Origin of the sequence: Kocuria sp. HMSC066H03 (assembly GCF_001812045.1) — a bacterium.
Taxonomy (GTDB): Bacteria; Actinomycetota; Actinomycetes; order Actinomycetales; family Micrococcaceae; genus Kocuria; species Kocuria rhizophila.
Genome location: NZ_KV807509.1, coordinates 221,095 through 242,527, shown reverse-complemented (window position 1 = coordinate 242,527; position 21,433 = coordinate 221,095). Strand labels below are relative to the sequence as shown.

Genomic DNA, 21,433 nt, shown 5'->3' with positions numbered 1-21,433 from the left:
TATGTCCACCACTGATCAGACCGCCCGTGCCGCACAGGACGCCGACGAGCAGGTGAACGGAGTGCCCACCGGCGAGGACCGCGTCGCCATCCCGGGCATGAGCCAGGAGGGCGAGACCCTGCAGGAGGGCCGCAATCAGGCCGGTGAGCCCGAGATCCGCCACACCCAGCACGGGGACATCTCCGGCGTGCCGGACTCCTCCCGCGCGGGCCGCACCACGTCCTACGACGTGGCCGACTTCCCGCCGCTGAGCAGCAAGCTCGAGGACTGGCGCTTCACGCCCATCAAGCGGCTGCGCGGGCTCGACGACGCCGCCCTGCAGGGCCCCGCGCCCGCCGTCTCCGTCTCGGGGGACGACGCCGTGCAGATCACCTCCGTGGGCCGCGACGACTCCCGCGTGGGCTCGGCCGGCATCCCGGAGGACCGGGTCTCGGCGAACGCGTGGTCCTCGTTCCGCGAGGCCACCGTGATCTCCGTGCCGCGCGACGCCCAGGTGGCGGAGCCCGTGATCGTGACGCTCACCGGTGAGTCCGAGGAACCCGCGGCTCAGCACATCGTGGTGGACGCCGGGGCGAACTCCAAGGCGCTCGTGGTGCTGCGCCACGTGGGCACCGCCGTGCTGGCCCAGAACATCGAGTTCTCGGTGGCGGACGGCGCCAACCTCACCGTGGTCTCGCTGCAGGAGTGGACGGACGACTCCGTGCACGCGTCCTCGCAGCAGGCCAAGCTGGGCCGCGACGCCACGTTCAAGCATGTGCTCGTGAGCCTGGGCGGTGACCTGGTGCGCGTCACCCCGTCCACCCGCTTCACCGCTCCCGGCGGCGACGTGGAGATGTACGGCCTCACGTTCGTGGACGACGGCCAGCACCTGGAGTCCCGGCTGTTCGTGGACCACTCCGTGCCGCGCTGCCGGTCGCGCGTGAACTACAAGTCCGCGCTGCAGGGCGAGAACGCCCACGGTGTGTGGGTGGGCGACGTCCTGATCCGCGCCGAGGCCGAGGGCACGGACACCTACGAGCTCAACCGCAACCTGATCCTCAACGACGGTCCGCGCATGGACTCCGTGCCGAACCTGGAGATCGAGACCGGCCTGATCGCCGGTGCAGGTCACGCCTCCACCACGGGGCAGCTGGACGACGAGCACCTGTACTACCTCATGTCCCGCGGCATCCCGGAGGACCAGGCACGCCGCCTGGTGGTCCGCGGATTCCTGTTCGAGATCATCCAGCAGGTGGGCGTGGAGGCCCTCGAGGAGCAGCTGCGCGCTTCCCTGGAGGACGAGCTCGCCCGCACCGACAGCTGAGACCCCGGCCCAGCGCCGTCGTCAGACCCGAGAATTCCGCACCGCGCCCGAGAGCGGGCCGGTGCCCACGAGACCCAAGGAGAAACACCGCATGTCAACTCTGGAGATCAAGGACCTCCACGCGTCCGTCATCCTGGACGACGAGAGCACCAAGCCCATCCTCAAGGGCGTGAACCTGACCATCAACTCCGGTGAGGTGCACGCGATCATGGGCCCCAACGGCTCGGGCAAGTCCACGCTGGCGTCCACGATCGCCGGCCACCCCAAGTACCAGGTGGACTCCGGCTCCGTGACCCTGGACGGGCAGGACGTGCTGGAGATGTCCGTGGACGAGCGCGCCCGCGCCGGTCTCTTCCTGGCCATGCAGTACCCGGTGGAGATCCCCGGCGTGACCACCTCCAACTTCCTGCGCTCCGCGAAGACCGCGATCGACGGCGAGGCACCCTCCCTGCGCACGTGGACCAAGGACGTCCGCACCGCCATGGACAAGCTGAAGATCGACAACGACATGCTCCTGCGCAACGTCAACGAGGGCTTCTCCGGCGGCGAGAAGAAGCGCCACGAGATCCTGCAGCTGGAGATCCTCAAGCCGAAGATCGCCCTGCTGGACGAGACGGACTCCGGCCTGGACGTGGACGCGCTGAAGATCGTGTCCGAGGGTGTGAACCGCGCGCTGTCCGAGGACAACACGGGCATCATGCTGATCACGCACTACACGCGCATCCTGCGCTACATCAAGCCGCAGTTCGTGCACGTGTTCTCCGACGGCCGCGTGGTGGACCAGGGCGGTCCGGAGCTCGCGGAGCAGCTGGAGAACGAGGGCTACGACCGCTACGTCCAGGCCGCTGCCAAGTAGACACCGGCGCACCACTTCCTGAGGAGGTCGCCATGAGCGAATCCACCGGCACCGCCGCGGCGGAGACCACCGGGCCCAACGGCCAGGCCTCAGTCGAGGAGATCACGGACCTGCTGAAGAACGTGATCGACCCCGAGCTGGGCGTGAACATCGTGGACCTGGGCCTGCTCTACGGCCTGGAGTACCAGGACGACGCCTCCCTGCGCCTGGACATGACGCTCACCACGGCGGCGTGCCCGCTGCAGGACGTCATCGAGGAGCAGGTCTCCCAGAACCTCTCGCCCGCCGTGGACGAGTGGCACGTGAACTGGATCTGGATGCCCCCGTGGGGTCCGGAGCGGATCACGGAGGACGGCCGGGACCAGATGAGGGCCCTGGGCTTCAACATCTGATCCCACCGGGTCCGCCACGCGCGGGTCACGGTGGCCGCCGTTCTGGAAACGGGGCACGGGAAGGGCACGATCCACAGGGATCGTGCCCTTCCTGCCGTTCGCCGAGGGGACAGACGCCCCCTGCAGACGCCGGAGCGTGCGGCGGCGTCCGTGCGCACCGGACGTGACGGCACGCGGGCCGACCGTGGGGGCGGACGCGGGGGCCCTGCGGAACCTGGTCTGGGTGCCCTGGTAGTTTCGAGCGAGAATCCGCGACCGGGAGGACCCCATGGAACGCCATCTGCCGCAACTGTCCGAACTCACACCGCTCATGAAGTTCGGCTCCTTCAATCCGGACCGGCGCACCGCGAGGCTCGCGAAGGCCGCGGACGTGGAGGCGCTGCGGCGGATCGCGCGGCGTCGTACGCCCCGCCCGGCCTTCGACTACGTGGACGGCGCGGCCGGGCAGGAGATCACCCACCGGCGCAACCGGGAGGCGTTCGAGTCCGTGGAGCTGCTGCCGCGGATCCTGCACGGCACGGACACCGCGGACCTGAGCACGGAGATCGCGGGTGCCCGCAGCGCTCTGCCGTTCGGGATCGCCCCCACGGGATTCACCCGCTTCATGCACTCGGAGGGCGAGATCGGGGGAGTGCGCGCCGCTCGGCGCGCCGGCATCCCGTTCTCCCTGTCCACCATGGGCACCCGCTCCATCGAGGAGGTCCGGGACGCCGCTCCGGACGCCCAGAGATGGTTTCAGCTCTACCTCTGGCGTGAGCACGATGCGTCCCTGGACCTGCTGCGGCGCGCCAAGGCCGCGGGCACGACCACGCTGCTGGTCACGGTGGACACACCCGTGCCCGGTCAGCGGCTGCGGGACACCCGCAACGGCATGACCATCCCGCCCAGGATCACGCCGAAGACCGTTCTGGACGCCTCCTACCGCCCGGAGTGGTGGTTCAACTTCCTGACCACGGACTCGCTGAAGTTCGCGTCGCTCTCGGACACCTCCGGTGCCCTGGCGGAGCTGATCTCCACGATGTTCGACCCCGGACTGAACCTGGAGCACCTCGCGTGGATCCGGGAGAACTGGGACGGGCAGCTGTTCGTCAAGGGCATCCTCACGCGCGAGGATGCCCGGCGCGCCCTGAGCATTGGCGCGGACGGGCTGGTGGTCTCCAACCACGGCGGGCGTCAGCTGGACCGCGCACCGGTCTCCCTCACCGCGCTGCCGGAGATCCGCGACGAGGTGGGTCCGGACGTTCCCCTGGTCCTGGACTCCGGGGTGATGTCCGGCGCGGACGTGGTGACGGCCCTGTGCGCGGGCGCGGACTTCGTGCTGATCGGTCGCGCGTACCTCTACGGCCTCATGGCCGGGGGAGAGCAGGGGGTGTCACGGGTCATCGAGCTGCTCGAGGAACAGATCCGCACCACCATGCTGCTCATGGGCGCCGGATCGGTGGCGGAGCTGGGCCCGCACGCCATGCGGGCCCCGTGGCTGCCGCGCGCGGAGTACGCGCGGCGCCACTGACTGCCACGGGCGTCAGGCCAGGGCGTCCGGGTGGTCCAGGTCCTCGGCGGAGAACGTGCTGCACGCGCGGATCTCGCCGGTCTGGTAGCCGCTCAGGAACCAGGCCTGGCGCTGGGCGGACGTCCCGTGCGTGAAGGACTCCGGGTTGGCCCGCCCCTGGGCGGCCTCCTGGATCCTGTCGTCGCCGATCGCGCCGGCCGCCTCGATCGCGTCCGAGAGCTGGGCGCGCGTGATGGGCTGCAGCTGCACGGCTCCGCCCGGCTCCACGGCGTGGTGGGCCCACAGTCCGCCGTAGCAGTCCGCCTGCAGCTCGGTCCGCACGGCCGCGGACGCCGCACCGTGGGGATCGCGCTGGGCGCGCCCCAGGGTTCCCTGCAGGTTCTGCACGTGGTGCCCCACCTCGTGGGCCATCACGTACTCCTGGGCCAGGGCGTCCGCGTCCGCACCGAAGTCCTTGCGCAGCTGCTCGAAGAACCCGGTGTCCAGGTACACGGTCTGGTCCGGCGGGCAGTAGAACGGACCCGTGGCGGAGGACGCCTGCCCGCAGGACGTGCCCGCCGAGCCCGCGAAGAGCATGACCTCGGGCAGCACGTACCGCTCACCCGTGGCCTGCGGGTAGTACTCGCCCCAGAACTGGTCCAGGGACTGCACGGTGGCCACCATGCGGCACTGGGGGTCGGAGTTCGCGTCCGCTCCGGTGCGGCAGCGATCCTCCAGCCCGGAGTCGACCTGCTGCGTCCCTGTGGTCTGCGCCTGGGTGCCGCCCGTCACGGCGTCGATCCCGTCCTGGCCGAAGAACAGTCCCGCGAGCAGCAGCAGGACGACGCCGCCCAGCCCGCCTCCCACGGCGATGCCGCGTCCGCCACCACCGCCGGTGCGGACCCGTCCGGCGTCCAGCTGTGAGTTGTCGTTGAAGCTCATGAGCGCATCATAGGTCCACGCTGACGGTCCTGGGCCCCCGGGTGCCTCGGTGTCACTCGTGTCTGCGCGTCACTCCAGTCCGCGCGCCACGAGGGCCTCGCCCGTGCGGTGGGCGTAGTCCACGGTGGCGATCACCGCCGGGGTGACCAGCTGAACGGGGCGGGGGCGCACGGTGCGCGCCGCGGCGGCGTCCCGCAGGGAGGAGAGCACGCCGAAGAGCCAGGGGACGGAGCGGATCATGAGGGAGACCGCCAGCCCGATGCGCTCGGGGTCGACGCCCACGCGGCGCAGCGGGGAGCACAGCCGGACCAGCCCGTCGATGAGCCGGGGCAGCTCCGTGGTGGTCAGCAGCAGGCGGGTCAGGGTCACGACCGCCAGCAGGGACAGCACCACGTCCGCTGCCCGGGCGGGACCGGTGACCAGCACGTGGTAGACGGTCAGGAGCAGCACCAGGAACCACAGGGGGCGCAGGGAGGCCACCCAGCGGCGCACCCCCAGACCGGTCGTGGCGGAGATCAGGGCGGTGAGGGCCAGCGCGGTCAGGGACACCGGCCACGAGCGCAGCAGCATCACGGCGAGGCAGGAACCCAGCACCAGGGCGGCCTTGAGCCCCAGGGGACAGCGGTGCAGCCACGAGGTGCCGGGAACGTAGGTGCCCAGCAGGTCGTCGCGGCGGGCGGCGGTCCCGCTCACCGGGCGCGGTCCACGGACAGCACGGCACCTCGGCCGGGACAGGGGCTCACGCGGCTTCCCCCGGGAATCCCGTCTCGCACCACGCGCGGTAGCGGGGGATGACCTCCTCCGGCGGGCCCTGGGCGATGATGCCCGCACCGTGGACCACCGCCACGTGCTGGGCGGTGGACGCCAGCTCCAGGTCGTGAGTGCTGATGAGCTGCTGCTGGGGCAGTCCGTCCAGCAGCTCCCGCAGCCGCAGCCGGTTGCGCAGGTCCAGCAGGGTGGTGGGCTCGTCCAGGACCAGCACGCGGGGGTCCACGGCGAGCACCGCGGCCAGGGCCACGAGCTGGCGCTCACCGCCCGAGAGGTCGAACACCGAGTGGTGCGCGCGGTCCGCCAGGCCCACGCGCCGCAGCCACTGCACGGCCTGCTCCTCGCGTTCCGTACGGTCGCGGACGCGGCGGCGCAGGGACAGCTCGATGTCCTCCACGGGGGTGGGCATGAGGATCTGTGACGCGGGGTCCGTGAAGACGAACCCCACCCGGGACCGGGCGTCCTTGGGGGAGGCCACCGGGTCCACGCCGTGCGTGCGCACCGCACCCGAGGACGGCGTCACCAGCGCGTTGAACAGGCGCAGCAGGGTGGACTTGCCGGAGCCGTTGAGCCCGATCACGGCGGTGCGCCGCGCGGTGAACTCGCACGTGACCCGGTCCAGGACGGTCACGGGACCGCGGGGTCCCTCCATGGTGACGGTCACGTCCGCGCAGGACAGGGACTCGTGCTGCGCGGAGCGTGGCTCACCGTCCACTCAGAGAACCGCCCCGGCCATGCGGGGGAACGCGCGGTGCACGGCCACGGCGATCAGCGCGGCCACGACCACCTTGAGCACGTCACCGGGGACGTACGCGAGGTCCGCGACCACGGCGGCCTGCAGCGCGAGCCCACCGTTGACCATCATGCCCACGATGCCCATCACGTGGGAGAGCACCAGGCCCGCGAGACCGGCGAGGAACAGCTTCAGGCCGAGGGCGCTGCGGCGGTCGGGGTCCACGGCGGAGGATCCCTCGCGGCGGGTCACGCGTTCCACGCGCACGAAGTAGTGGGACATCCAGCCCACGAGGCCCGCCACGAACGGGAAGGACAGCAGGTAGCCCGCGGACGGGCCGGCCAGCACCGCGGGACCACCCGTGAACCCGGCGAACACCGGGACGCCCAGCAGACCGACCACCACGTACAGGGCGAGGGCCAGGAAGCCGCGCCAGCCGCCCAGGACCATGCCGGTGAGGAACACCGCGAGCGTCTGCAACGTGATGGGCACTCCCAGAGGACCCACGGGGATCGCGGGGACCAGGGCGAGCACGCACGTCAGCGCGGCGAACACGGCGATGTTTGCGAGGTCGAAGGAGGTCACGGTGCGGGTGGCGCGGGCGGCTTCTGTCATGGGCTGCAGTCTAGTTGCTGGTCCCGGGGGAACGGCCCAGGCCACGATTTGCGCGAGCGGATAGACTGGTGCGGTTCCCCGCTCCCACGGGGCGACCGCATGCCCGGAGCTCTTCCGGGCCCCGCACCGTCCGCCCACGCCACCTCGCGTGCGCGCGCGGCACCGTCCCACGAAAGGCCTTGCTCCGTTGATCACCGTGACCGACCTCGAACTGCGCGCCGGAGCGCGTCTGCTCATGGACGAGGTGAACTTCCGCGTGGACAAGGGCGACAAGGTGGGTCTGGTGGGCCGCAACGGCGCCGGGAAGACCACCATGACCAAGGTGCTGGCCGGGCTCACCCTGCCCGCCGCGGGTGAGGTCACACGCTCGGGTTCCATCGGCTACCTGCCGCAGGACCCCAAGGTGGACGACATGGACCAGCTGGCCCGGGACCGCATCCTCTCCGCGCGCAACCTCGCCGGGGTGATCACCAAGCTGCGGCGCACCGAGGAGGAGATGGCCTCGGAGGACGACGCCGTCCGCACCAAGGCCATGCGCCGCTACGACCGCCTGGAGTCCGAGTTCCTGGCCGGCGGCGGCTACGCGGCGGAGTCCGAGGCCGCCACCATCACCAACAACCTCAACCTCCCGCCGCGCGTGCTGGAGCAGCCGCTGCACACGCTCTCGGGTGGTCAGCGCCGGCGCGTGGAGCTCGCGCGGATCCTGTTCGCGGACGCGGACACCATGCTCCTGGACGAGCCCACCAACCACCTGGACCACGACTCCGTGGTGTGGCTGCGCGAGTTCCTGCGCTCCTACCAGGGCGGGCTGCTCATGATCTCCCACGACGTGGAGCTCATGGAGATGGTGGTCAACAAGGTGCTGTACCTGGACGCCAACCGCTGCGTGGTGGACGTCTACAACATGACCTGGAAGAACTACCTGCAGCAGCGCGAGCAGGACCAGGCCCGCCGCAAGCGCGAGCGCGCGAACGCGGAGAAGAAGGCCGGGGTGCTCATGGACCAGGCCAACAAGATGCGCGCCAAGGCCACCAAGGCCTCCGCCGCCCAGCAGATGATCCGCCGCGCGGAGCGCCTCATGGCGGGCATCGAGGGCGAGCGGGTGCAGGACAAGGTCGCGGCCATCCGCTTCCCGAAGCCCGCGGACTGCGGCAAGACCCCGCTCACCGCGCAGGGGCTGTCCAAGTCCTACGGCTCGCTTGAGATCTTCACGGACGTGGACCTCGCGATCGACCGGGGCTCCCGCGTGGTGGTGCTCGGGCTCAACGGTGCGGGCAAGACCACTCTGCTGCGGATGCTCGCGGGCCAGGCCGAGCCGGACACCGGTGAGGTGGTCGCGGGCCACGGGCTCAAGCTCGGCTACTTCGCCCAGGAGCACGACACCCTGGACACGGACCGTACGGTGCTGGAGAACATGAAGTCCGCCGCGCCCGATCTCGCGGACACCCAGGTTCGCACCATCCTGGGCTCGTTCCTGTTCCAGGGCGACGACGTGGACAAGCCCGCCGGGGTGCTCTCCGGCGGCGAGAAGACGCGACTGGCGCTGGCAACCCTCGTGGCGTCGTCGGCGAACGTGCTGCTGCTGGACGAGCCCACCAACAATCTGGACCCGGCTTCGCGCCACGAGATCCTCAACGCGCTGCGCACGTACGAGGGCGCCGTGGTGCTCGTCTCACACGACGAGGGCGCCGTGGAGGCGCTCGAGCCCGAGCGCGTGGTCATGCTCCCGGACGGCGTGGAGGACCTGTGGAGCCAGGAGTACCAGGACCTCATCAGCCTGGCCTGAGCGCCGTCCTGCGCGCGGCCGACGCCGCTGCAGAGCCGGGCAGGTGCCCGTCATCACCGCGCTGCGCATCTACCCGGGCGGTGCGGGTGGGCGATTCGGGGCCGACCCAGACCTGAGACCCAGTTTGCCGCGCGCAGGGCCGTTGCGTGCCGTCACGGCACGGCTGCGGCGGGTGTCAGTCCTCGAACAGGATGACCTGGCGCACGGCACGGCCGTCCGCGAGCCGGTCGAAGCTCTCGTTGACGTCCGCGAGCGCCACCCGCTCGGAGATCAGCTCTTCGATGGGCAGCTTGCCCGCGCGCCACAGGTCCAGGTACACGGGGATGTCCCGGGCGGGAACCGCTGAGCCCAGGTAGGAGCCCACGATCGTGCGGGCCTCCGCCGTGAGCCCCAGCGGGGCAATGGTGGAGCGGGCGTCGGGGGAGGGCAGGCCCACCGTCACGGTGATGCCCCCGGGTGCCGTGGCGGCCACCGCGGTCTCGAACGCGCGCGGGTGCCCTGCGGCCTCGATGACCACCTCGGCCCGCACGCCGTTCTCCGCGAGCTCGTCCGGGGAGTGCACGGCCGTGGCGCCCAGTTCGGTGGCCCTCGCGAGCTTCTCCGGGTTTGCGTCCACGCCGATCACGGGACCCTTCTCCAGCGACAGCGCGGTGAGCAGCGCGGCCATGCCCACGCCTCCCAGGCCCACGACCATCACGGTGTCCCCGTCCGAGGGGCGCCCCGCGTTGAGCACGGCACCGCCTCCGGTGAGCACGGCGCAGCCCACCACGGCGGCGATCTCGGCGGGTACGTCCGCCCCCACGGGCACGACCGACTGGCGGCTCACCACGGCGTGGGACGAGAAGCCGGAGACCCCCACGTGGTGGTGCACGTCCTGCCCGTCCCGGTGCAGCCGCAGGGCCGAGCCGGGCAGCAGCCCGGCGCTGTTGGTCTCGGTGCCCGGGGTGCACGGCAGCTTGCCGTCCGTGGCGCAGTTCTCGCACTGCTCGCAGCGCGGCAGGAACACGGTGGTCACCTGGTCCCCGGGGGCCACGTCCGTGACGCCCCCGCCCACCTGTTCCACGATGCCCGAGGCCTCGTGGCCCAGCACCATGGGCATGGGGCGGGGCCGGTTGCCGTCCACCACGGAGAGGTCCGAGTGGCACACGCCTGCCGCACGGATCCGCACGAGCAGCTCGCCCGGCCCGGGGCCGTCCAGCTCCAGCTCCTGCACGGACAGTGGACGGGACTCGGCGTACGGACGGGACAGCCCGATCTCGTCCAGCACAGCGGCGGTGATCTTCACGGCAACTCCTTTGCGGGTGTGGTGGGCACGGGGCGGACGACGCCGCCCGCTCGCCTCACCGGCGGTTCTGCGCCTCGAGCGCGTCCAGCAGGGCGTCCTCCTCGTCCTCCGCGGTGGGGACGGACGACGCTCGCGTGCGCTTGGGTCGGTAGAGCGACTTCAGGTGGGCGGGCATGTCGTCCGCCATCTGCAGCTGGCGGATCACCAGGGACTCGTCCACGTCCCCGATGTAGTTGCCCTCGGCGTCGTAGTAGCGGGCCAGCTGCCGCTCGACCTCCGCCGCGTAGGCGCGGTCCCACTCCTCGTTCTTCACGTGCTGGCGCGCCGAGTAGCCGTAGGCCACGAACACCAGGACGGCGAAGGCGTACCACTGCATGGAGTAGGACAGGTGCGGTCCGTAGTCCACCTCGGGGCGCTCCGCGGCCTGGGGGGTGTTCGCGGCGGGGGGCTCCTCGGAGACGAGCTCTCCGTAGCCCTCCGTGGCCACGTCCCCGCCCCACTGGGTGCCGAGCACCGGGAGGTCGATGGACGCGGACTGGCCCTCGGGCGCCCCGCGGTCCACGGTGCCCTCGGAGGGCCGCAGCCGGACCGTGACGCTCACCGTGCCGCCGGGCGGCGGGGGCACGGCGGAGGGCATGCCGTTCGCGGAGTTGTCGGTGGGGATCCAGCCACGGTCCACCGCCACCACCGTGCCCTCGCCGGTGCGGAACGGGACCACCACGTCGTAGCCCACCCGGCCGTCGTGGGGGCGGTTGCGGATCAGCACGGTGTCCTCGGGCACGTAGCTGCCCTCCAGGGTCACGGGGTGCCACGTCTTCGACTCGTCGTAGTCCGCGAACAGCGGGGTGCCCTGCGCGGCGTCGTACGGCGCGGCGTCGTAGTTCTCGGTGATCCTGGTGTTCTCCGCCACGAGGTGGTCGTTGCGGGACATCTGCCACTGCGCCAGGTAGAGGCACACCACGGCGGCCACGCACGTGAGCGCGAACCACCCGATCCAGGCGGGGGAGGTCAGAAAGGAGTACTTGCGCATCAGTCCAGCCGCTCCGTCCCCGCGGGGCCGATGCCGCCCGCGCCCTCGGTGGGTTCCGGGGCGGTCTCACGGGGGACCTCGTCCCGCGCGGTGGTCGGCGCGCCGGGCTCGACGCCGCCGGTCGGCTGCTGCTCGAACGGCTCCACGTCCTGGAGGAAGCCGCGCTGGCCCAGGAAGTCCGCGAGGTGCTCCCGGTGCTCGTCGCACGCGAGCCACGTCTTGCGCCGCTCGGGGGTGTGCACCCGGGGGTTGTTCCACACCAGGCTCCAGCGTGCGGCGGCACGGCAGCCGCGACGGGAGCACACCGCGTGAGGTGTGCTGTCCGCGGGGCCGGACGCGGCGGCGTCGTGCCCCGTGGAGCCAGGGGCCAGCGAGCCGAGCAGATCGAAGTCCACGGTGAGATGTTCCTCCGGGTTTCCTGTGGTGGGCAGGGCGCACTCCACCCTAGTTGCGCCGCGTGGCCGAGGGGTCGGGGCCCGGCAGCTGCCGGGGTGCGTGGTGCACCGTGTACTCGCCGTCCACCACCACGTCCCCGGCCTCGGGGGAGACGTCCCGCGTCTCGGCCACGGTCGGCAGCTCCGTGCGCGTGGGGGGCCGGTACGCGGAGCCGGTGCGCTGCGACCGGTCTGCCCCGCGGTTCGCGAGCATCACCGCGAGCCACGGCAGCACCGCGGCCCCCAGGATCAGCAGGACGCGCACGGTGAGGTTGTCGATCAGGAAGACCCCGATGATGCAGGCCACGCGCAGGGCCATCTGCACGCCGTAGACCTTCATGCGGTGCGACATGTCCGTGGTGTGCGCGTCCGCCGCCGAGGTGATCGAGTGGACCTCGGTGGAGCCGTGCGTGGGGTGCTGGGAACGTGTGATGGGAACCGGTCCTTCGGCGGATGTCCTGGGGGATGTCCCCGGGGGTCACGCTTCCACCTCTGACTGGGAGCGTGCTGACCATTGTGGCACCGTTGCGGTACGGTCCCAAGTGGGGGGAGCCCACCAGGTCAGGGGACGGTTAGGATGCTGTGACGTCCTGATCCCCCCTGGATGCGGTGACCCGGCCGCGTCCTCCCTCCACGGAAGGTTCCACCATGTCTGAGAAGCCCTCAACCGCGCGCACCGTGCTCGTCACGGGAGGCAACCGCGGCATCGGACGCGCCATCGCGGAGGCCTTCGTGGCGGCCGGGGACAACGTGGTCATCACCTCCCGCTCCGGCGGTGACGGGCCGGAGGGCGCCTACACGGTGGCCGCGGACGTGACGGACTCCGCCTCCGTGGACGCGGCCTTCAAGGAGGTCGAGGCCAAATTCGGACCCGTGGAGGTGCTCGTGGCGAACGCCGGCATCACCAAGGACAACCTGCTGGTGCGCATGAAGGAAGCCGACTTCCAGGACGTCATCGACACCAACCTCACCGGGGCCTTCCGCGTGGTGCAGCGCGCCACCAAGGGCTTCATGCGCCTGAAGAGGGGCCGCGTGGTCTTCATCTCCTCCGTGGTGGGGTACACCGGGGCTCCCGGGCAGACCAACTACGCGGCGTCCAAGGCCGGGCTCGTCGGCATGGCCCGGGCCATCACCCGGGAGCTCAGCTCCCGCGGGGTCACGGCCAACGTGGTGGCTCCCGGGTACATCCACACCGCCATGACGGACGAGCTCTCCGACGAAGTAACGGAGAACTACCTCTCGATGATCCCCGCCGGCCGCTTCGGAGAGGTGGAGGAGGTGGCCAAGGCCGTGACATTCCTGGCCTCGGACGACGCCCGCTACATCTCCGGCGCTATCATCCCCGTAGACGGCGGGCTCGGAGTGGGTCACTGATCCACCGCACCGGGCCCCACGAATCCACCCCGCTAAGGAGTCACAGCATGAGCTCAGTCGCCGGCAAGACCATCATCATCACCGGGTCGTCGCGAGGGGTGGGCGCGGACACGGCCAAGATCCTCGCGTCCCAGGGCGCCAACGTGGTGATCAACTACCGCCAGAAGGCTCCGCGCGCCACCAAGGTGGTCAAGGAGATCACCGAGGCGGGCGGCCGCGCGATCGCCGTGCAGGCGGACATCACGGACCCCGAGTCCCGCGGCGGGCTCTTCCGCGCGGCGCAGGACGAGTTCGGCGGCGTGGACGTGCTGATCCTCAACGCCTCCGGCGGCATGGAGACGGAGCTCGGCGAGGGCTACGCGCTGAAGCTCAACCGGGACGCCCAGAACGACACCCTCACCGAGGCGCTGGAGCTGCTGCCCCGGGGCGGTCGTGTGGTGTTCGTGACGAGCCACCAGGCCCACTTCATCAACGAGGTGGAGACCATGCCGGAGTACGAGGCCGTGGCGAAGTCCAAGCGGGCCGGCGAGGACACTCTCACCGCGCGCGTCCCGGAGATGGCCGAGAAGGGCGTGAGCTTCGTGGTGGTCTCCGCGGACATGATCGAGGGCACCGTCACCGCCACCCTGCTCAACCGCGCCCGCCCGGGTGCCCTGGACGAGCGTCGAGCGGCTGCGGGCAAGCTCTACACCGTCAACGAGTTCGCGCAGGAGATCGCGAAGATGGTCACCGCGGACGTGGAGTCCGGGCACGTTGAGCTCGTGGGCGGGGCCGAGGACTTCCTGGCCCAGGCCGGGAAGTGACCCGCACCGCAGCACTCGTCGGCTGAGCTCTGCGGACCACGACGCCGCACGCGCACCCCGCGTGCGGCGTCGTCCCGTTTCCGGGCGGGCCCGGTTCGAACGGCCCCGCGAACTGTGGTAGGTTTTCTGTCGTTGCCGAGGGCCACGGAGGTTCTGTTCGCAGGATCTCACCGGCCCAGACACCTGCGCGGGTGGCGGAATAGGCAGACGCGCTAGCTTGAGGTGCTAGTCCTCGTATTAGAGGGTGGGGGTTCAAGTCCCCCCTCGCGCACAGAGAAGAACCCCGTTCGACCACTGGTCGAACGGGGTTCTTTCGCTGGGTGCTCCTCTGCAGGCCGGTGCCCGGACTCAGAGCCCGTTCGCGGTGGCTCCGTGGGCCGCCTGCTCGGGGGTGAAGCCCTCGAAGACGAGCTGGTCGATCAGCGCGGAGCGCGAGAAGCCGGACATGTCCAGGTACTGCTTGCCCTTCTTGGCCGCCTGCGCCATGTAGTCCGGGTTGGTGGTGTCCACGCCGTAGGCGGCCTGCTCGGTGGTGAAGCCCTCGAACTCGAGCTGTTCGATCAGTCCGCTCCGGGAGAACGCAGACGTCCGGAGGTAGTCCTTGGCCTTCTTGGCGGCCTGCTCGTTGTAGTTGGTGGCCAGGCTGTCCACCGCGGCTGTGGCCTCCTGGGTGGTGAAGCCCTCGTACTCCAGCTGCTCGATCAGACCGCTCCGGGAGAAAGCCATGAACGCGAGGTAGTCGGAGGCCTTCCGGGTGGCGCTGTCCTGCGACACGCCGCCCTTGGCCGTGGCGCCGCTCGTGCCGGACGCCGCTTCGTCACTGCTCTGGGAGCCCGAACCGGTCGTGTCCTTGGCAGGGCTCGGTGTGGGCATTTCCGGGGCGGGAGTCTCCGCTTCCGCCATGTACGAGGTGCTCTCCTCGGCCGGCGTCTGGCCCGCGTCCGTGGGCTGGGGCGCTTCGAAGGACGGCGCTGTGACCGTCTCGGTGGACGAGCTGGACGCGGGGGAGCTCTCCTTCGGAGCCGGCTCCGCAGAGGTCGTGGTGGATCCACACCCGGACAGCAGTGCGAGCGCCACGGCGCCACCGGTGAGCAGGAGAACGGGGGAGGGTCGCTGAGCCATGGCTGGCCTTTCGAGAAGGGATGTGCCGAGAGGGCACATCGAATGCATGAGCATGTATTTGCTTTCATACATAGTGACACCCGGGCGCCCCGGTGGATGCCCCCACTACGGCCCACACGGACTGTTTCGCAACCAGGGGCTCGGATACCCGGGCAGGGCCCGGCTGTACCCGTAGCATGAGGGGCAGTGACCCGCGGCACGCAGCGCCGCGGCGTCGTCGTCAGGGCCGGAGCGCAGCGCGCGAACGGTCGTCCGTGCATCGAGACCCCAGGTGAGACATGCCGAGCAGCCCCCAGCCGCCCAGAGAGCCGAGCAGCAGGACGGGCCATCCGCTGTCCGCAACGGAGGACGCCACCGCGCGGGTGGGTGATGAGGGCGCGCAGAACGCGGGCAACGGCCTTGCCGCCGGCCCGGCGGAGCGATCCGCACCGGAACGCGGCGTCGGCCGCGCACGGGGTGGCACCGGCGTACCGGGGTGGCTGCGGTGGCTGATCCCCGTGGTGCTCGTGCTCGCGTGGTTGGGCGTCATGGGCGTGGGCGGACCCACGTTCGGGAAGCTCTCGGACGTGACCTCCAACTCGCAGGCGGACTTCCTGCCCGTGGACTCGCAGGCCACACAGGTGCAGGACCGGCTGGGGGAGTTCCGCGACTCGGACGGCATCCCCGCCATCGTGGTCATGGAGTCGCAGGGTGAGATCACCCGGGCGCAGCTGGGGACGATCGGCACGGCCACCCAGGACCTCGCGGGCGTGCCGGACGTCCTGGAGGTCTCACCGCCCATCCCGTCCGAGGACGGGCGCGCGGTGGAGGTGGTCGTGCTCGTGGATGCCGAGGCGGAGACGGGCGACGTGGTCGCCGAGCTGCGCGACGAGCTCGCCCAGAACACCCCGGAGGGACTCACCGTGGCCGTGACCGGCCCGGCGGGTCTCGTGGCGGACCTGTCCGAGGCGTTCGCTGGCATCGATGGGCTGCTGCTGGGGGTGGCGCTGCTCGCGGTGCTGGTGATCCTGGTGATTGTCTACCGCTCGCCCCTGCTCCCGTTCCTGGTGCTGCTCACGAGCGTGGCCGCGCTGTGCGGCGCGATCCTCGCGGTGTACTTCCTCGCGGAGCGCGGGCTGATCGCCCTGAGCGGGCAGACGCAGGGCATCATGTCGATCATCGTGATCGGCGCGGCCACCGACTACGGACTGCTCTACACCGCCCGTTTCCGTGAAGCACTGCACACCACGCCGTCCCGATGGACCGCCACGCGGATCGCGTGGAAGGGCACGGTCCCCGCAGTGCTGGCTTCCGGGACCACCGTGATCGCCGGCCTGCTGTGCCTGCTGTTCTCGGAGCTCACCTCCAACCGCGGGGTGGGTCCCGCCACCGCCATCGGCGTGGTCTTCGCGATCCTCGCCGGGCTGACCCTGCTTCCGGCGCTGCTCGCGATCTTCGGCCGCATTGCCCTGTGGCCCAGGATGCCGCGCGTGGACGAGCACCCCGAGGCGCACGAGCAGGCCATAGACCCCTACTCCCACCAGGGTCTGTGGCCCGCTGTGGCCCGACTGGTGGACCGGAAGTCACGGGCGGTGTGGATCGTGTGCACCGTGCTGCTCGGTGTAGCCGCGCTGGGGGCCACCCAGCTGGATGCGGGCGGCGTACCAGAGTCCGAGTTCGTGCTGGGGGAGTCCGAGGCCCGGGACGGCACCGCCGTCCTGGAGCAGCACTTCCCGGGCGGCTCAGGGGACCCTGTGTACGTCATCGCCCCGCAGTCCGAGGCCGACGAGGTGGCCCAGCACCTTGCCGGGGACGACGACGTCGCCTCGGTGGCCTTCGCGGCGAACGACTCTCCGAGCGGAACGCTTCCGTACCCCGCTCCGCAGGGCGGTCCGTTCGCGGGGGTGGAGCCCACCGTGAGCCAGGGGGACGTGCTGATCCAGGCCACCCTGACCTCCGCCTCGGACTCCGAGGAGGCCCAGGCGGCGGTGCAGCGGCTGCGCGGGGAGCTCGCCGGGATCACTCCGGAGGCCGCCGTGGGAGGCACCACCGCGGTCCAGGTGGACACCATTGCGGCCTCGGAACGGGACCGTGCGGTGATCATCCCCATCATCCTGGTGGTCATCCTGCTGATCCTTATGGTGCTGCTGCGCAGCGTGATGATGCCCGTGCTGCTGATCGCCACCACGGTGCTGTCCTTCCTGGCGGCACTGGGCATCTCCACCCTGGTGTTCGAGCTGCTGGACCTCAACCAGGCGGATCCCACGGTGCCGCTGTTCGGGTTCGTGTTCCTGGTGGCGCTGGGGATCGACTACAACATCTTCCTCATGAGCCGCGTGCGCGAGGAGGTGGTGACCGCGGGGCACCGCGCGGGCGTGCTGGCCGGGCTCATCACCACGGGCGGGGTCATCACGTCCGCGGGCATCGTGCTCGCCGCCACGTTCGCCGCCCTGGCGGTTCTGCCCATCCTGTTCCTGGTGCAGCTCGCGGTCATCGTCACGGTCGGGGTGCTGCTGGACACCGTGGTGGTGCGCTCCCTGCTGGTGCCCGCCCTGGTGCTGGACATCGGGCCCCGGTCCTGGTGGCCCTCCCGGGTGGGAACCCCCGGCCGGCACCGGGCAGGGGAGGGGCACCAGGCCTGAGCAGCGCCCCCCGCGGTCTTTGTGCGCCCTGCCGGGTGGCCGATACACTGCGGCCATGCCCCAGAACTGTGCCGTCGTCGCCCTTGCCGTGTCCCCGGACGATGAAGCCACGCAGGCCGTGGTGGACCTCCTGCAGCGCGCCGGAGTGACCGTGGACTCACCCACCTGGGTGCGTGTCACCGGCACCGCGTCCGACGACCGGGCCGCGGACGTGGAGGGGTACAACGCCCTGACCATCCCGGTGGAGACCGAGGACCTGGCCGCCCTGCGGCGCGCCCTGCAGCCGGATCCGCGTCGGCAGAGCGTCCCCGGGGTGGACCTCAACGTGGTGGAGGCCCGGTGGACGGAGCAGTCCCGCCGCAAGCTCGTGGTCCTGGACGTGGACTCCACGCTGATCCGCCAGGAGGTCATCGAACTGCTCGCCGCCCATGCCGGGCGCGAGGCGGAGGTCGCGGAGATCACCGAGCGCGCCATGCGCGGGGAGATCGACTTCGAGCAGTCCCTGCGGGAACGGGTGGCCGTCCTGGCGGGCCTGTCCGCAGAGGTGATCGACGACGTTGCCGGTGCCGTGCGGCTGTCCCCGGGGGCCCAGGCGCTCGTGCGCACGCTGCTGCGGGAGGGGCACGCGGTGGCCGCCGTGTCCGGAGGCTTCCGGCAGGTGCTCGCGCCGCTCGCCTCCTCCCTGGAGCTGACGCGCTGGGCCGCGAACGGCCTCGAGGTGGAGGACGGGCAGCTGACGGGGCGCGTCGGCGGGCCGGTGGTGGACCGCGCCGCCAAGGCGGAGATCGTCGCACAGTGGGCCCGTGAACTGGAGATCGCCCCCGAGGACGTCCTGGTGGTGGGCGACGGCGCCAACGACGTGGACATGGCCCGTGCGGCCGGACTCTCCGTGGCCTACCGTGCCAAGCCGGCCCTGCAGGACGTGGCGGACGCGCAGATCAACATCCCCAACCTGGACGCCCTGCGCTTCTTCCTGGACCTGTGAGCCGCACGTCCTGTCCGGTGGCCCCGCGCCGGTGCGCCGCTCTGGGGACGCGCTGGTCACGGGCACTAGAGTGGCCGTCATGAGCTCAGTTCTTGAAGTGGCGGACGTCTCGGTGGTCCGCGGTGCGAAGACCCTGCTGGATTCCGTGAACTGGACCGTGCAGGACGGCGAGCGCTGGGTCATCCTGGGCCCCAACGGGGCGGGCAAGTCCACGCTGCTGTCGATCGCCGCGGCCCGGCTGCACCCCACCACCGGCATGGTGGACATCCTGGACGAGATCCTGGGCGCGGTGGACGTGTTCGAGCTGCGTCCGCGCATCGGCCTGAGCTCCGCCCCGCTGGCCGGCCAGATCCCGCACGCCGAGACCGTGGGGGACGTCATCCTCACCGCGGCCTACGGGGTCACCGGGCGCTGGCGCGAGGAGTACGACGACGCCGACGTCCAGCGCGCCGAGGACCTGCTCGCCACGTGGGGACTCACAGAGTTGCGGGAGCGCAGCTACGGCACGCTTTCCGAGGGGGAGCGCAAGCGCGTGCTGATCGCCCGGGCGCTGATGACGGACCCGGAGCTGCTGCTGCTGGACGAGCCCGCCGCCGGGCTGGACGTGGGCGGGCGCGAGAAGCTCGTGCAGCGCCTGGACGAGCTGGCCCGGGACGAGGCCGCGCCGGCCATGGTCATGGTGACCCACCACCTCGAGGAGGTTCCGGACGGGTTCACGCACGCGCTGCTGCTGCGCGAGGGCCGGGTGGTGGCCGCGGGGCCCGTGGGCCGCGTGATGACGCAGAAGAACCTGTCCGAGACGTTCGACATGCCGCTCAAGCTCGTCAAGGTGGGCGACCGGTACGCGGCGTTCGCCCGCTGAGCCGCTCGTGATCGCGCTGTCAGCCGCGTCCGTGCCGGCCGAGGTCTTCGGCGTCGGCGGAACCGTGGGCTTCGAGTGGTGGCAGGTCCTGCTCATCCTCGTCGCCGGTTTGTGGGCCGGGACGATCAACACGATCGTGGGCTCCGGCACCCTCGTGACGTTCCCCGTGCTCGTGACCATGGGGGTTCCCCCGGTCACGGCGTCCATGTCCAACGCCATGGGCCTGATCGCGGGCAACCTCACCGGGGCGTGGAGCTACCGCAGCGAGCTGCGCGGGCTCAAGCGCACGCTGCTCAAGCTCCTGCCGTGCTCGGTGGTGGGCGGCGTGATCGGCGCCGTGCTGCTGCTGCACCTGCCCGAAGAGGTCTTCGAGGTGGTCGCCCCGGTCCTGATCGTGGTGGCCCTGCTGTTCGTGGTCTTCCAGCCGCGGCTGCAAGCCGTGGTGCGCGCCCGCAAGGAGCGCCAGGCGAGCACGTCGGGGGCCGCTCAGGGCGCCCCGGAGCACGACGCCGCTGTGCCCGCCGAGAGGGGCACGGCGGCATCGTCGGCCCAATCCGACGGCGCTGTCCCCGCCCAGGCGGGCACGGCGGCGTCGTCCGTGCAGGTGGACGGCTCCCGGCAGCCCGCGGTCCTGTACGTGCTCGTGTTCCTGGCCGGGATCTACGGCGGGTACTTCGTGGCCGCGCAGGGCGTGCTGCTCGTGGGCATCCTGGGCGTGTTCCTGCTCGCGCCGCTGCAGTCTGCGAACGCCGTGAAGAACGCCCTGGTGGCCGCAGTCAACATCGTGGCCGCGATCTCCTACGTCCTGCTCGCGTTCGACCGCATCAACTGGTGGGTCGTGCTGCTCATTGCCGTGAGCTCCACCGTGGGCTCGTGGCTGGGGGCGAAGATCGGCAAGCGGATGTCCCCGGTGGTGCTGCGCACGGTGATCGTGGTCCTGGGGCTCGTGGCCCTGGCGAACATGGTGTCCAACCTGCTCTGACGCACCCCCGACCGTACTCTGAGCCCGCCGCGTCGGGTCGGCCCGTCTCAGGCCCTCCCGGATCCCACGCACCGTCCAGGTGCACGCGCGGCACGCACTGGAACGAACCTCGACCCCGACACCCCAGGAAGACCCGTGACCTCACCCGCACCCCTGTCCGAGCGTCTCGTCCAGCTGAGCGACCCCGCCGATCCCCGCGTGGCCGACTACACGAGCCTCACGGACGTGTCCCTGCGCCGAAAACTGGAGCCCGAGCGTGGGCTGTACCTCGCGGAGTCCTCCAAGGTGCTGCGCCGTGCCCTGGACGCCGGACACCGGCCACGCTCCTTTTTCATGGCGGAGAAGTGGGTGGACGGGCTCCGTGACGTGCTCGAGGCTCACGACGTGCCCGTCTACGTGGGCACGGACGAGGTGCTCGAGCAGATCACCGGCTTCCACCTGCACCGCGGGGCAATGGCGGCCATGCACCGGCCGGCGCCGCTGCCCCTGGAGAACGTGCTGGCGTCGGCGCGACGCGTGGCCATCCTGGAGGACATCGTGGACCACACGAACGTGGGCGCGATCTTCCGCTCCGCCGCGGCCCTGGACGTCGACGCCGTGCTCGTCACCCCGCGCTGCGCAGATCCCCTGTACCGACGAGCGGTGCGGGTCTCCATGGGCACCGTGTTCCAGGTCCCGTGGGTGCGCCTGGAGCACTGGACCGCGGACCTGCAGCGGGTCAAGGACGCCGGGTTCCTCACCGCGGCGCTGGCCCTGAGCGAGGACGCCGTCACGGTGGACACCCTGGCCGCGGAGCATCCGGAGAAGCTGGCGCTGATCTTGGGCACCGAGGGCCAGGGCCTGGGCGCCGCAACCCTGCACCACGCGGACCGTCACGTGGTCATTCCCATGAGCCACGGCGTGGACTCCCTCAACGTGGCCGCCGCGAGCGCGGTGGCGTTCTGGGAGACGCGGCCGCGCTGACGTGCAACGTGGCGTCTCACTGGAAGTGCGCCACGAGACACGGAGAACATCGGTCCAGGTCGGGATAGGGTTCTGAGTTCAGATGCTA

General features: G+C 71.0%; 21 protein-coding genes and 1 tRNA gene. 13 read left to right on the top strand and 9 right to left on the bottom strand.

Annotation, left to right across the window (positions count from 1 at the left end; all coding sequences use genetic code 11):
- Position 1 precedes the first annotated feature (1 nt).
- The 4 genes from sufD (at position 2) to HMPREF2833_RS09900 (ending at position 4,061) form a co-directional block, all read left to right on the top strand.
- On the top strand, positions 2–1,303 hold the full coding sequence (gene sufD / locus HMPREF2833_RS09915) for a Fe-S cluster assembly protein SufD (protein WP_235005059.1): 1,302 nt from the start codon (positions 2–4) through the stop codon (positions 1,301–1,303).
- 91 nt (positions 1,304–1,394) lie between these two features.
- The gene (gene sufC, locus HMPREF2833_RS09910; RefSeq protein WP_047978246.1) at positions 1,395–2,159 is read left to right on the top strand and encodes a Fe-S cluster assembly ATPase SufC; all 765 of its coding nucleotides are present in this window, start codon (positions 1,395–1,397) and stop codon (positions 2,157–2,159) included.
- A 32-nt stretch (positions 2,160–2,191) separates the two neighbouring features.
- Positions 2,192–2,551: a metal-sulfur cluster assembly factor gene (locus HMPREF2833_RS09905; protein WP_019309181.1), complete on the top strand. Its 360-nt coding sequence runs from the start codon at positions 2,192–2,194 to the stop codon at positions 2,549–2,551.
- Positions 2,552–2,819: 268 nt separating this feature from the next.
- On the top strand, positions 2,820–4,061 hold the full coding sequence (locus tag HMPREF2833_RS09900) for an alpha-hydroxy acid oxidase (protein WP_070637855.1): 1,242 nt from the start codon (positions 2,820–2,822) through the stop codon (positions 4,059–4,061).
- Between the two features lie 12 nt (positions 4,062–4,073).
- On the opposite strand, the gene HMPREF2833_RS09895 is transcribed toward HMPREF2833_RS09900, so the two are convergent.
- The 4 genes from HMPREF2833_RS09895 to HMPREF2833_RS09880 all read right to left on the bottom strand — a co-directional run bounded on the left by HMPREF2833_RS09895 (position 4,074) and on the right by HMPREF2833_RS09880 (position 7,098).
- Positions 4,074–4,982, bottom strand: a complete 909-nt coding sequence (locus HMPREF2833_RS09895; protein WP_070637854.1) for a KPN_02809 family neutral zinc metallopeptidase — start codon at positions 4,980–4,982, stop codon at positions 4,074–4,076.
- Positions 4,983–5,051: 69 nt separating this feature from the next.
- Positions 5,052–5,675, bottom strand: a complete 624-nt coding sequence (locus HMPREF2833_RS09890; RefSeq protein ID WP_070637853.1) for an energy-coupling factor transporter transmembrane component T family protein — start codon at positions 5,673–5,675, stop codon at positions 5,052–5,054.
- A gap of 46 nt (positions 5,676–5,721) precedes the next feature.
- Positions 5,722–6,465, bottom strand: coding sequence for an energy-coupling factor ABC transporter ATP-binding protein (locus tag HMPREF2833_RS09885; protein ID WP_082141988.1), 744 nt, complete (start codon positions 6,463–6,465; stop codon positions 5,722–5,724).
- Entirely contained in the window at positions 6,466–7,098 is a 633-nt protein-coding gene (locus HMPREF2833_RS09880; RefSeq protein ID WP_070637851.1) for a biotin transporter BioY, read from the bottom strand.
- A 187-nt stretch (positions 7,099–7,285) separates the two neighbouring features.
- On the opposite strand from HMPREF2833_RS09880, the gene HMPREF2833_RS09875 reads away from it, so the two are divergent.
- Positions 7,286–8,884 carry an ABC-F family ATP-binding cassette domain-containing protein gene (locus HMPREF2833_RS09875; protein WP_070637849.1) on the top strand — a complete coding sequence of 533 codons (1,599 nt, stop codon included), beginning with the start codon at positions 7,286–7,288 and terminating at the stop codon, positions 8,882–8,884.
- 175 nt (positions 8,885–9,059) lie between these two features.
- Here HMPREF2833_RS09875 and HMPREF2833_RS09870 read toward each other — a convergent pair whose 3' ends face one another.
- From HMPREF2833_RS09870 to HMPREF2833_RS09855, 4 genes are read right to left on the bottom strand one after another with little or no spacing between them, the layout of a single operon-like run.
- The gene (locus HMPREF2833_RS09870; protein ID WP_070637848.1) at positions 9,060–10,169 is read right to left on the bottom strand and encodes an alcohol dehydrogenase catalytic domain-containing protein; all 1,110 of its coding nucleotides are present in this window, start codon (positions 10,167–10,169) and stop codon (positions 9,060–9,062) included.
- 55 nt (positions 10,170–10,224) lie between these two features.
- Positions 10,225–11,199 (bottom strand): SURF1 family cytochrome oxidase biogenesis protein, encoded by a 975-nt coding sequence (locus HMPREF2833_RS09865; protein WP_070637846.1) that lies wholly within the window; start codon positions 11,197–11,199, stop codon positions 10,225–10,227.
- A complete protein-coding gene (locus HMPREF2833_RS09860) occupies positions 11,199–11,594 on the bottom strand; it encodes a hypothetical protein (RefSeq protein ID WP_070637844.1) in 396 nt (131 codons plus the stop codon). Before HMPREF2833_RS09860 ends, HMPREF2833_RS09865 begins: the two co-directional genes overlap by 1 nt.
- A gap of 49 nt (positions 11,595–11,643) precedes the next feature.
- Positions 11,644–12,018 carry a DUF3099 domain-containing protein gene (locus HMPREF2833_RS09855; protein ID WP_047978240.1) on the bottom strand — a complete coding sequence of 125 codons (375 nt, stop codon included), beginning with the start codon at positions 12,016–12,018 and terminating at the stop codon, positions 11,644–11,646.
- A 263-nt stretch (positions 12,019–12,281) separates the two neighbouring features.
- Between HMPREF2833_RS09855 and HMPREF2833_RS09850 the strand changes: the two genes are divergently transcribed.
- The 3 genes from HMPREF2833_RS09850 (at position 12,282) to HMPREF2833_RS09840 (ending at position 14,081) form a co-directional block, all read left to right on the top strand.
- The gene (locus HMPREF2833_RS09850; protein ID WP_070637833.1) at positions 12,282–13,007 is read left to right on the top strand and encodes a beta-ketoacyl-ACP reductase; all 726 of its coding nucleotides are present in this window, start codon (positions 12,282–12,284) and stop codon (positions 13,005–13,007) included.
- A gap of 47 nt (positions 13,008–13,054) precedes the next feature.
- A complete protein-coding gene (locus tag HMPREF2833_RS09845) occupies positions 13,055–13,810 on the top strand; it encodes an SDR family oxidoreductase (protein WP_047978238.1) in 756 nt (251 codons plus the stop codon).
- 185 nt (positions 13,811–13,995) lie between these two features.
- Positions 13,996–14,081: transfer RNA gene (locus HMPREF2833_RS09840), tRNA-Leu, on the top strand.
- A 77-nt stretch (positions 14,082–14,158) separates the two neighbouring features.
- Here HMPREF2833_RS09840 and HMPREF2833_RS09835 read toward each other — a convergent pair.
- Positions 14,159–14,932: an Ltp family lipoprotein gene (locus tag HMPREF2833_RS09835; RefSeq protein ID WP_070637831.1), complete on the bottom strand. Its 774-nt coding sequence runs from the start codon at positions 14,930–14,932 to the stop codon at positions 14,159–14,161.
- A 278-nt stretch (positions 14,933–15,210) separates the two neighbouring features.
- Between HMPREF2833_RS09835 and HMPREF2833_RS09830 the strand changes: the two genes are divergently transcribed.
- From HMPREF2833_RS09830 to HMPREF2833_RS09810, 5 genes are all read left to right on the top strand, one after another.
- The gene (locus tag HMPREF2833_RS09830) at positions 15,211–17,553 is read left to right on the top strand and encodes an MMPL family transporter (protein WP_246829114.1); all 2,343 of its coding nucleotides are present in this window, start codon (positions 15,211–15,213) and stop codon (positions 17,551–17,553) included.
- A 55-nt stretch (positions 17,554–17,608) separates the two neighbouring features.
- Positions 17,609–18,538: a phosphoserine phosphatase SerB gene (gene serB / locus HMPREF2833_RS09825; protein WP_070637827.1), complete on the top strand. Its 930-nt coding sequence runs from the start codon at positions 17,609–17,611 to the stop codon at positions 18,536–18,538.
- Positions 18,539–18,617: 79 nt separating this feature from the next.
- On the top strand, positions 18,618–19,400 hold the full coding sequence (locus HMPREF2833_RS09820) for an ABC transporter ATP-binding protein (protein WP_047978263.1): 783 nt from the start codon (positions 18,618–18,620) through the stop codon (positions 19,398–19,400).
- A gap of 7 nt (positions 19,401–19,407) precedes the next feature.
- The gene (locus tag HMPREF2833_RS09815; protein ID WP_070637825.1) at positions 19,408–20,382 is read left to right on the top strand and encodes a sulfite exporter TauE/SafE family protein; all 975 of its coding nucleotides are present in this window, start codon (positions 19,408–19,410) and stop codon (positions 20,380–20,382) included.
- A gap of 135 nt (positions 20,383–20,517) precedes the next feature.
- Positions 20,518–21,345, top strand: a complete 828-nt coding sequence (locus tag HMPREF2833_RS09810) for a TrmH family RNA methyltransferase (RefSeq protein ID WP_047978235.1) — start codon at positions 20,518–20,520, stop codon at positions 21,343–21,345.
- Positions 21,346–21,433: the final 88 nt, after the last annotated feature.

What these genes read in the sequence shown, in the direction of transcription:
- sufD (WP_235005059.1), top strand. Translation starts at nt 2, where the DNA reads ATGTCCACCACTGATCAGACCGCCCGTGCCGCACAGGACGCCGACGAG.
- sufC (WP_047978246.1), top strand. Translation starts at nt 1,395, where the DNA reads ATGTCAACTCTGGAGATCAAGGACCTCCACGCGTCCGTCATCCTGGAC.
- HMPREF2833_RS09905 (WP_019309181.1), top strand. Translation starts at nt 2,192, where the DNA reads ATGAGCGAATCCACCGGCACCGCCGCGGCGGAGACCACCGGGCCCAAC.
- HMPREF2833_RS09900 (WP_070637855.1), top strand. Translation starts at nt 2,820, where the DNA reads ATGGAACGCCATCTGCCGCAACTGTCCGAACTCACACCGCTCATGAAG.
- HMPREF2833_RS09895 (WP_070637854.1), bottom strand. Translation starts at nt 4,982, where the DNA reads ATGAGCTTCAACGACAACTCACAGCTGGACGCCGGACGGGTCCGCACC.
- HMPREF2833_RS09880 (WP_070637851.1), bottom strand. Translation starts at nt 7,098, where the DNA reads ATGACAGAAGCCGCCCGCGCCACCCGCACCGTGACCTCCTTCGACCTC.
- HMPREF2833_RS09865 (WP_070637846.1), bottom strand. Translation starts at nt 11,199, where the DNA reads ATGCGCAAGTACTCCTTTCTGACCTCCCCCGCCTGGATCGGGTGGTTC.
- HMPREF2833_RS09850 (WP_070637833.1), top strand. Translation starts at nt 12,282, where the DNA reads ATGTCTGAGAAGCCCTCAACCGCGCGCACCGTGCTCGTCACGGGAGGC.
- HMPREF2833_RS09845 (WP_047978238.1), top strand. Translation starts at nt 13,055, where the DNA reads ATGAGCTCAGTCGCCGGCAAGACCATCATCATCACCGGGTCGTCGCGA.
- HMPREF2833_RS09835 (WP_070637831.1), bottom strand. Translation starts at nt 14,932, where the DNA reads ATGGCTCAGCGACCCTCCCCCGTTCTCCTGCTCACCGGTGGCGCCGTG.
- HMPREF2833_RS09830 (WP_246829114.1), top strand. Translation starts at nt 15,211, where the DNA reads ATGCCGAGCAGCCCCCAGCCGCCCAGAGAGCCGAGCAGCAGGACGGGC.
- serB (WP_070637827.1), top strand. Translation starts at nt 17,609, where the DNA reads ATGCCCCAGAACTGTGCCGTCGTCGCCCTTGCCGTGTCCCCGGACGAT.
- HMPREF2833_RS09820 (WP_047978263.1), top strand. Translation starts at nt 18,618, where the DNA reads ATGAGCTCAGTTCTTGAAGTGGCGGACGTCTCGGTGGTCCGCGGTGCG.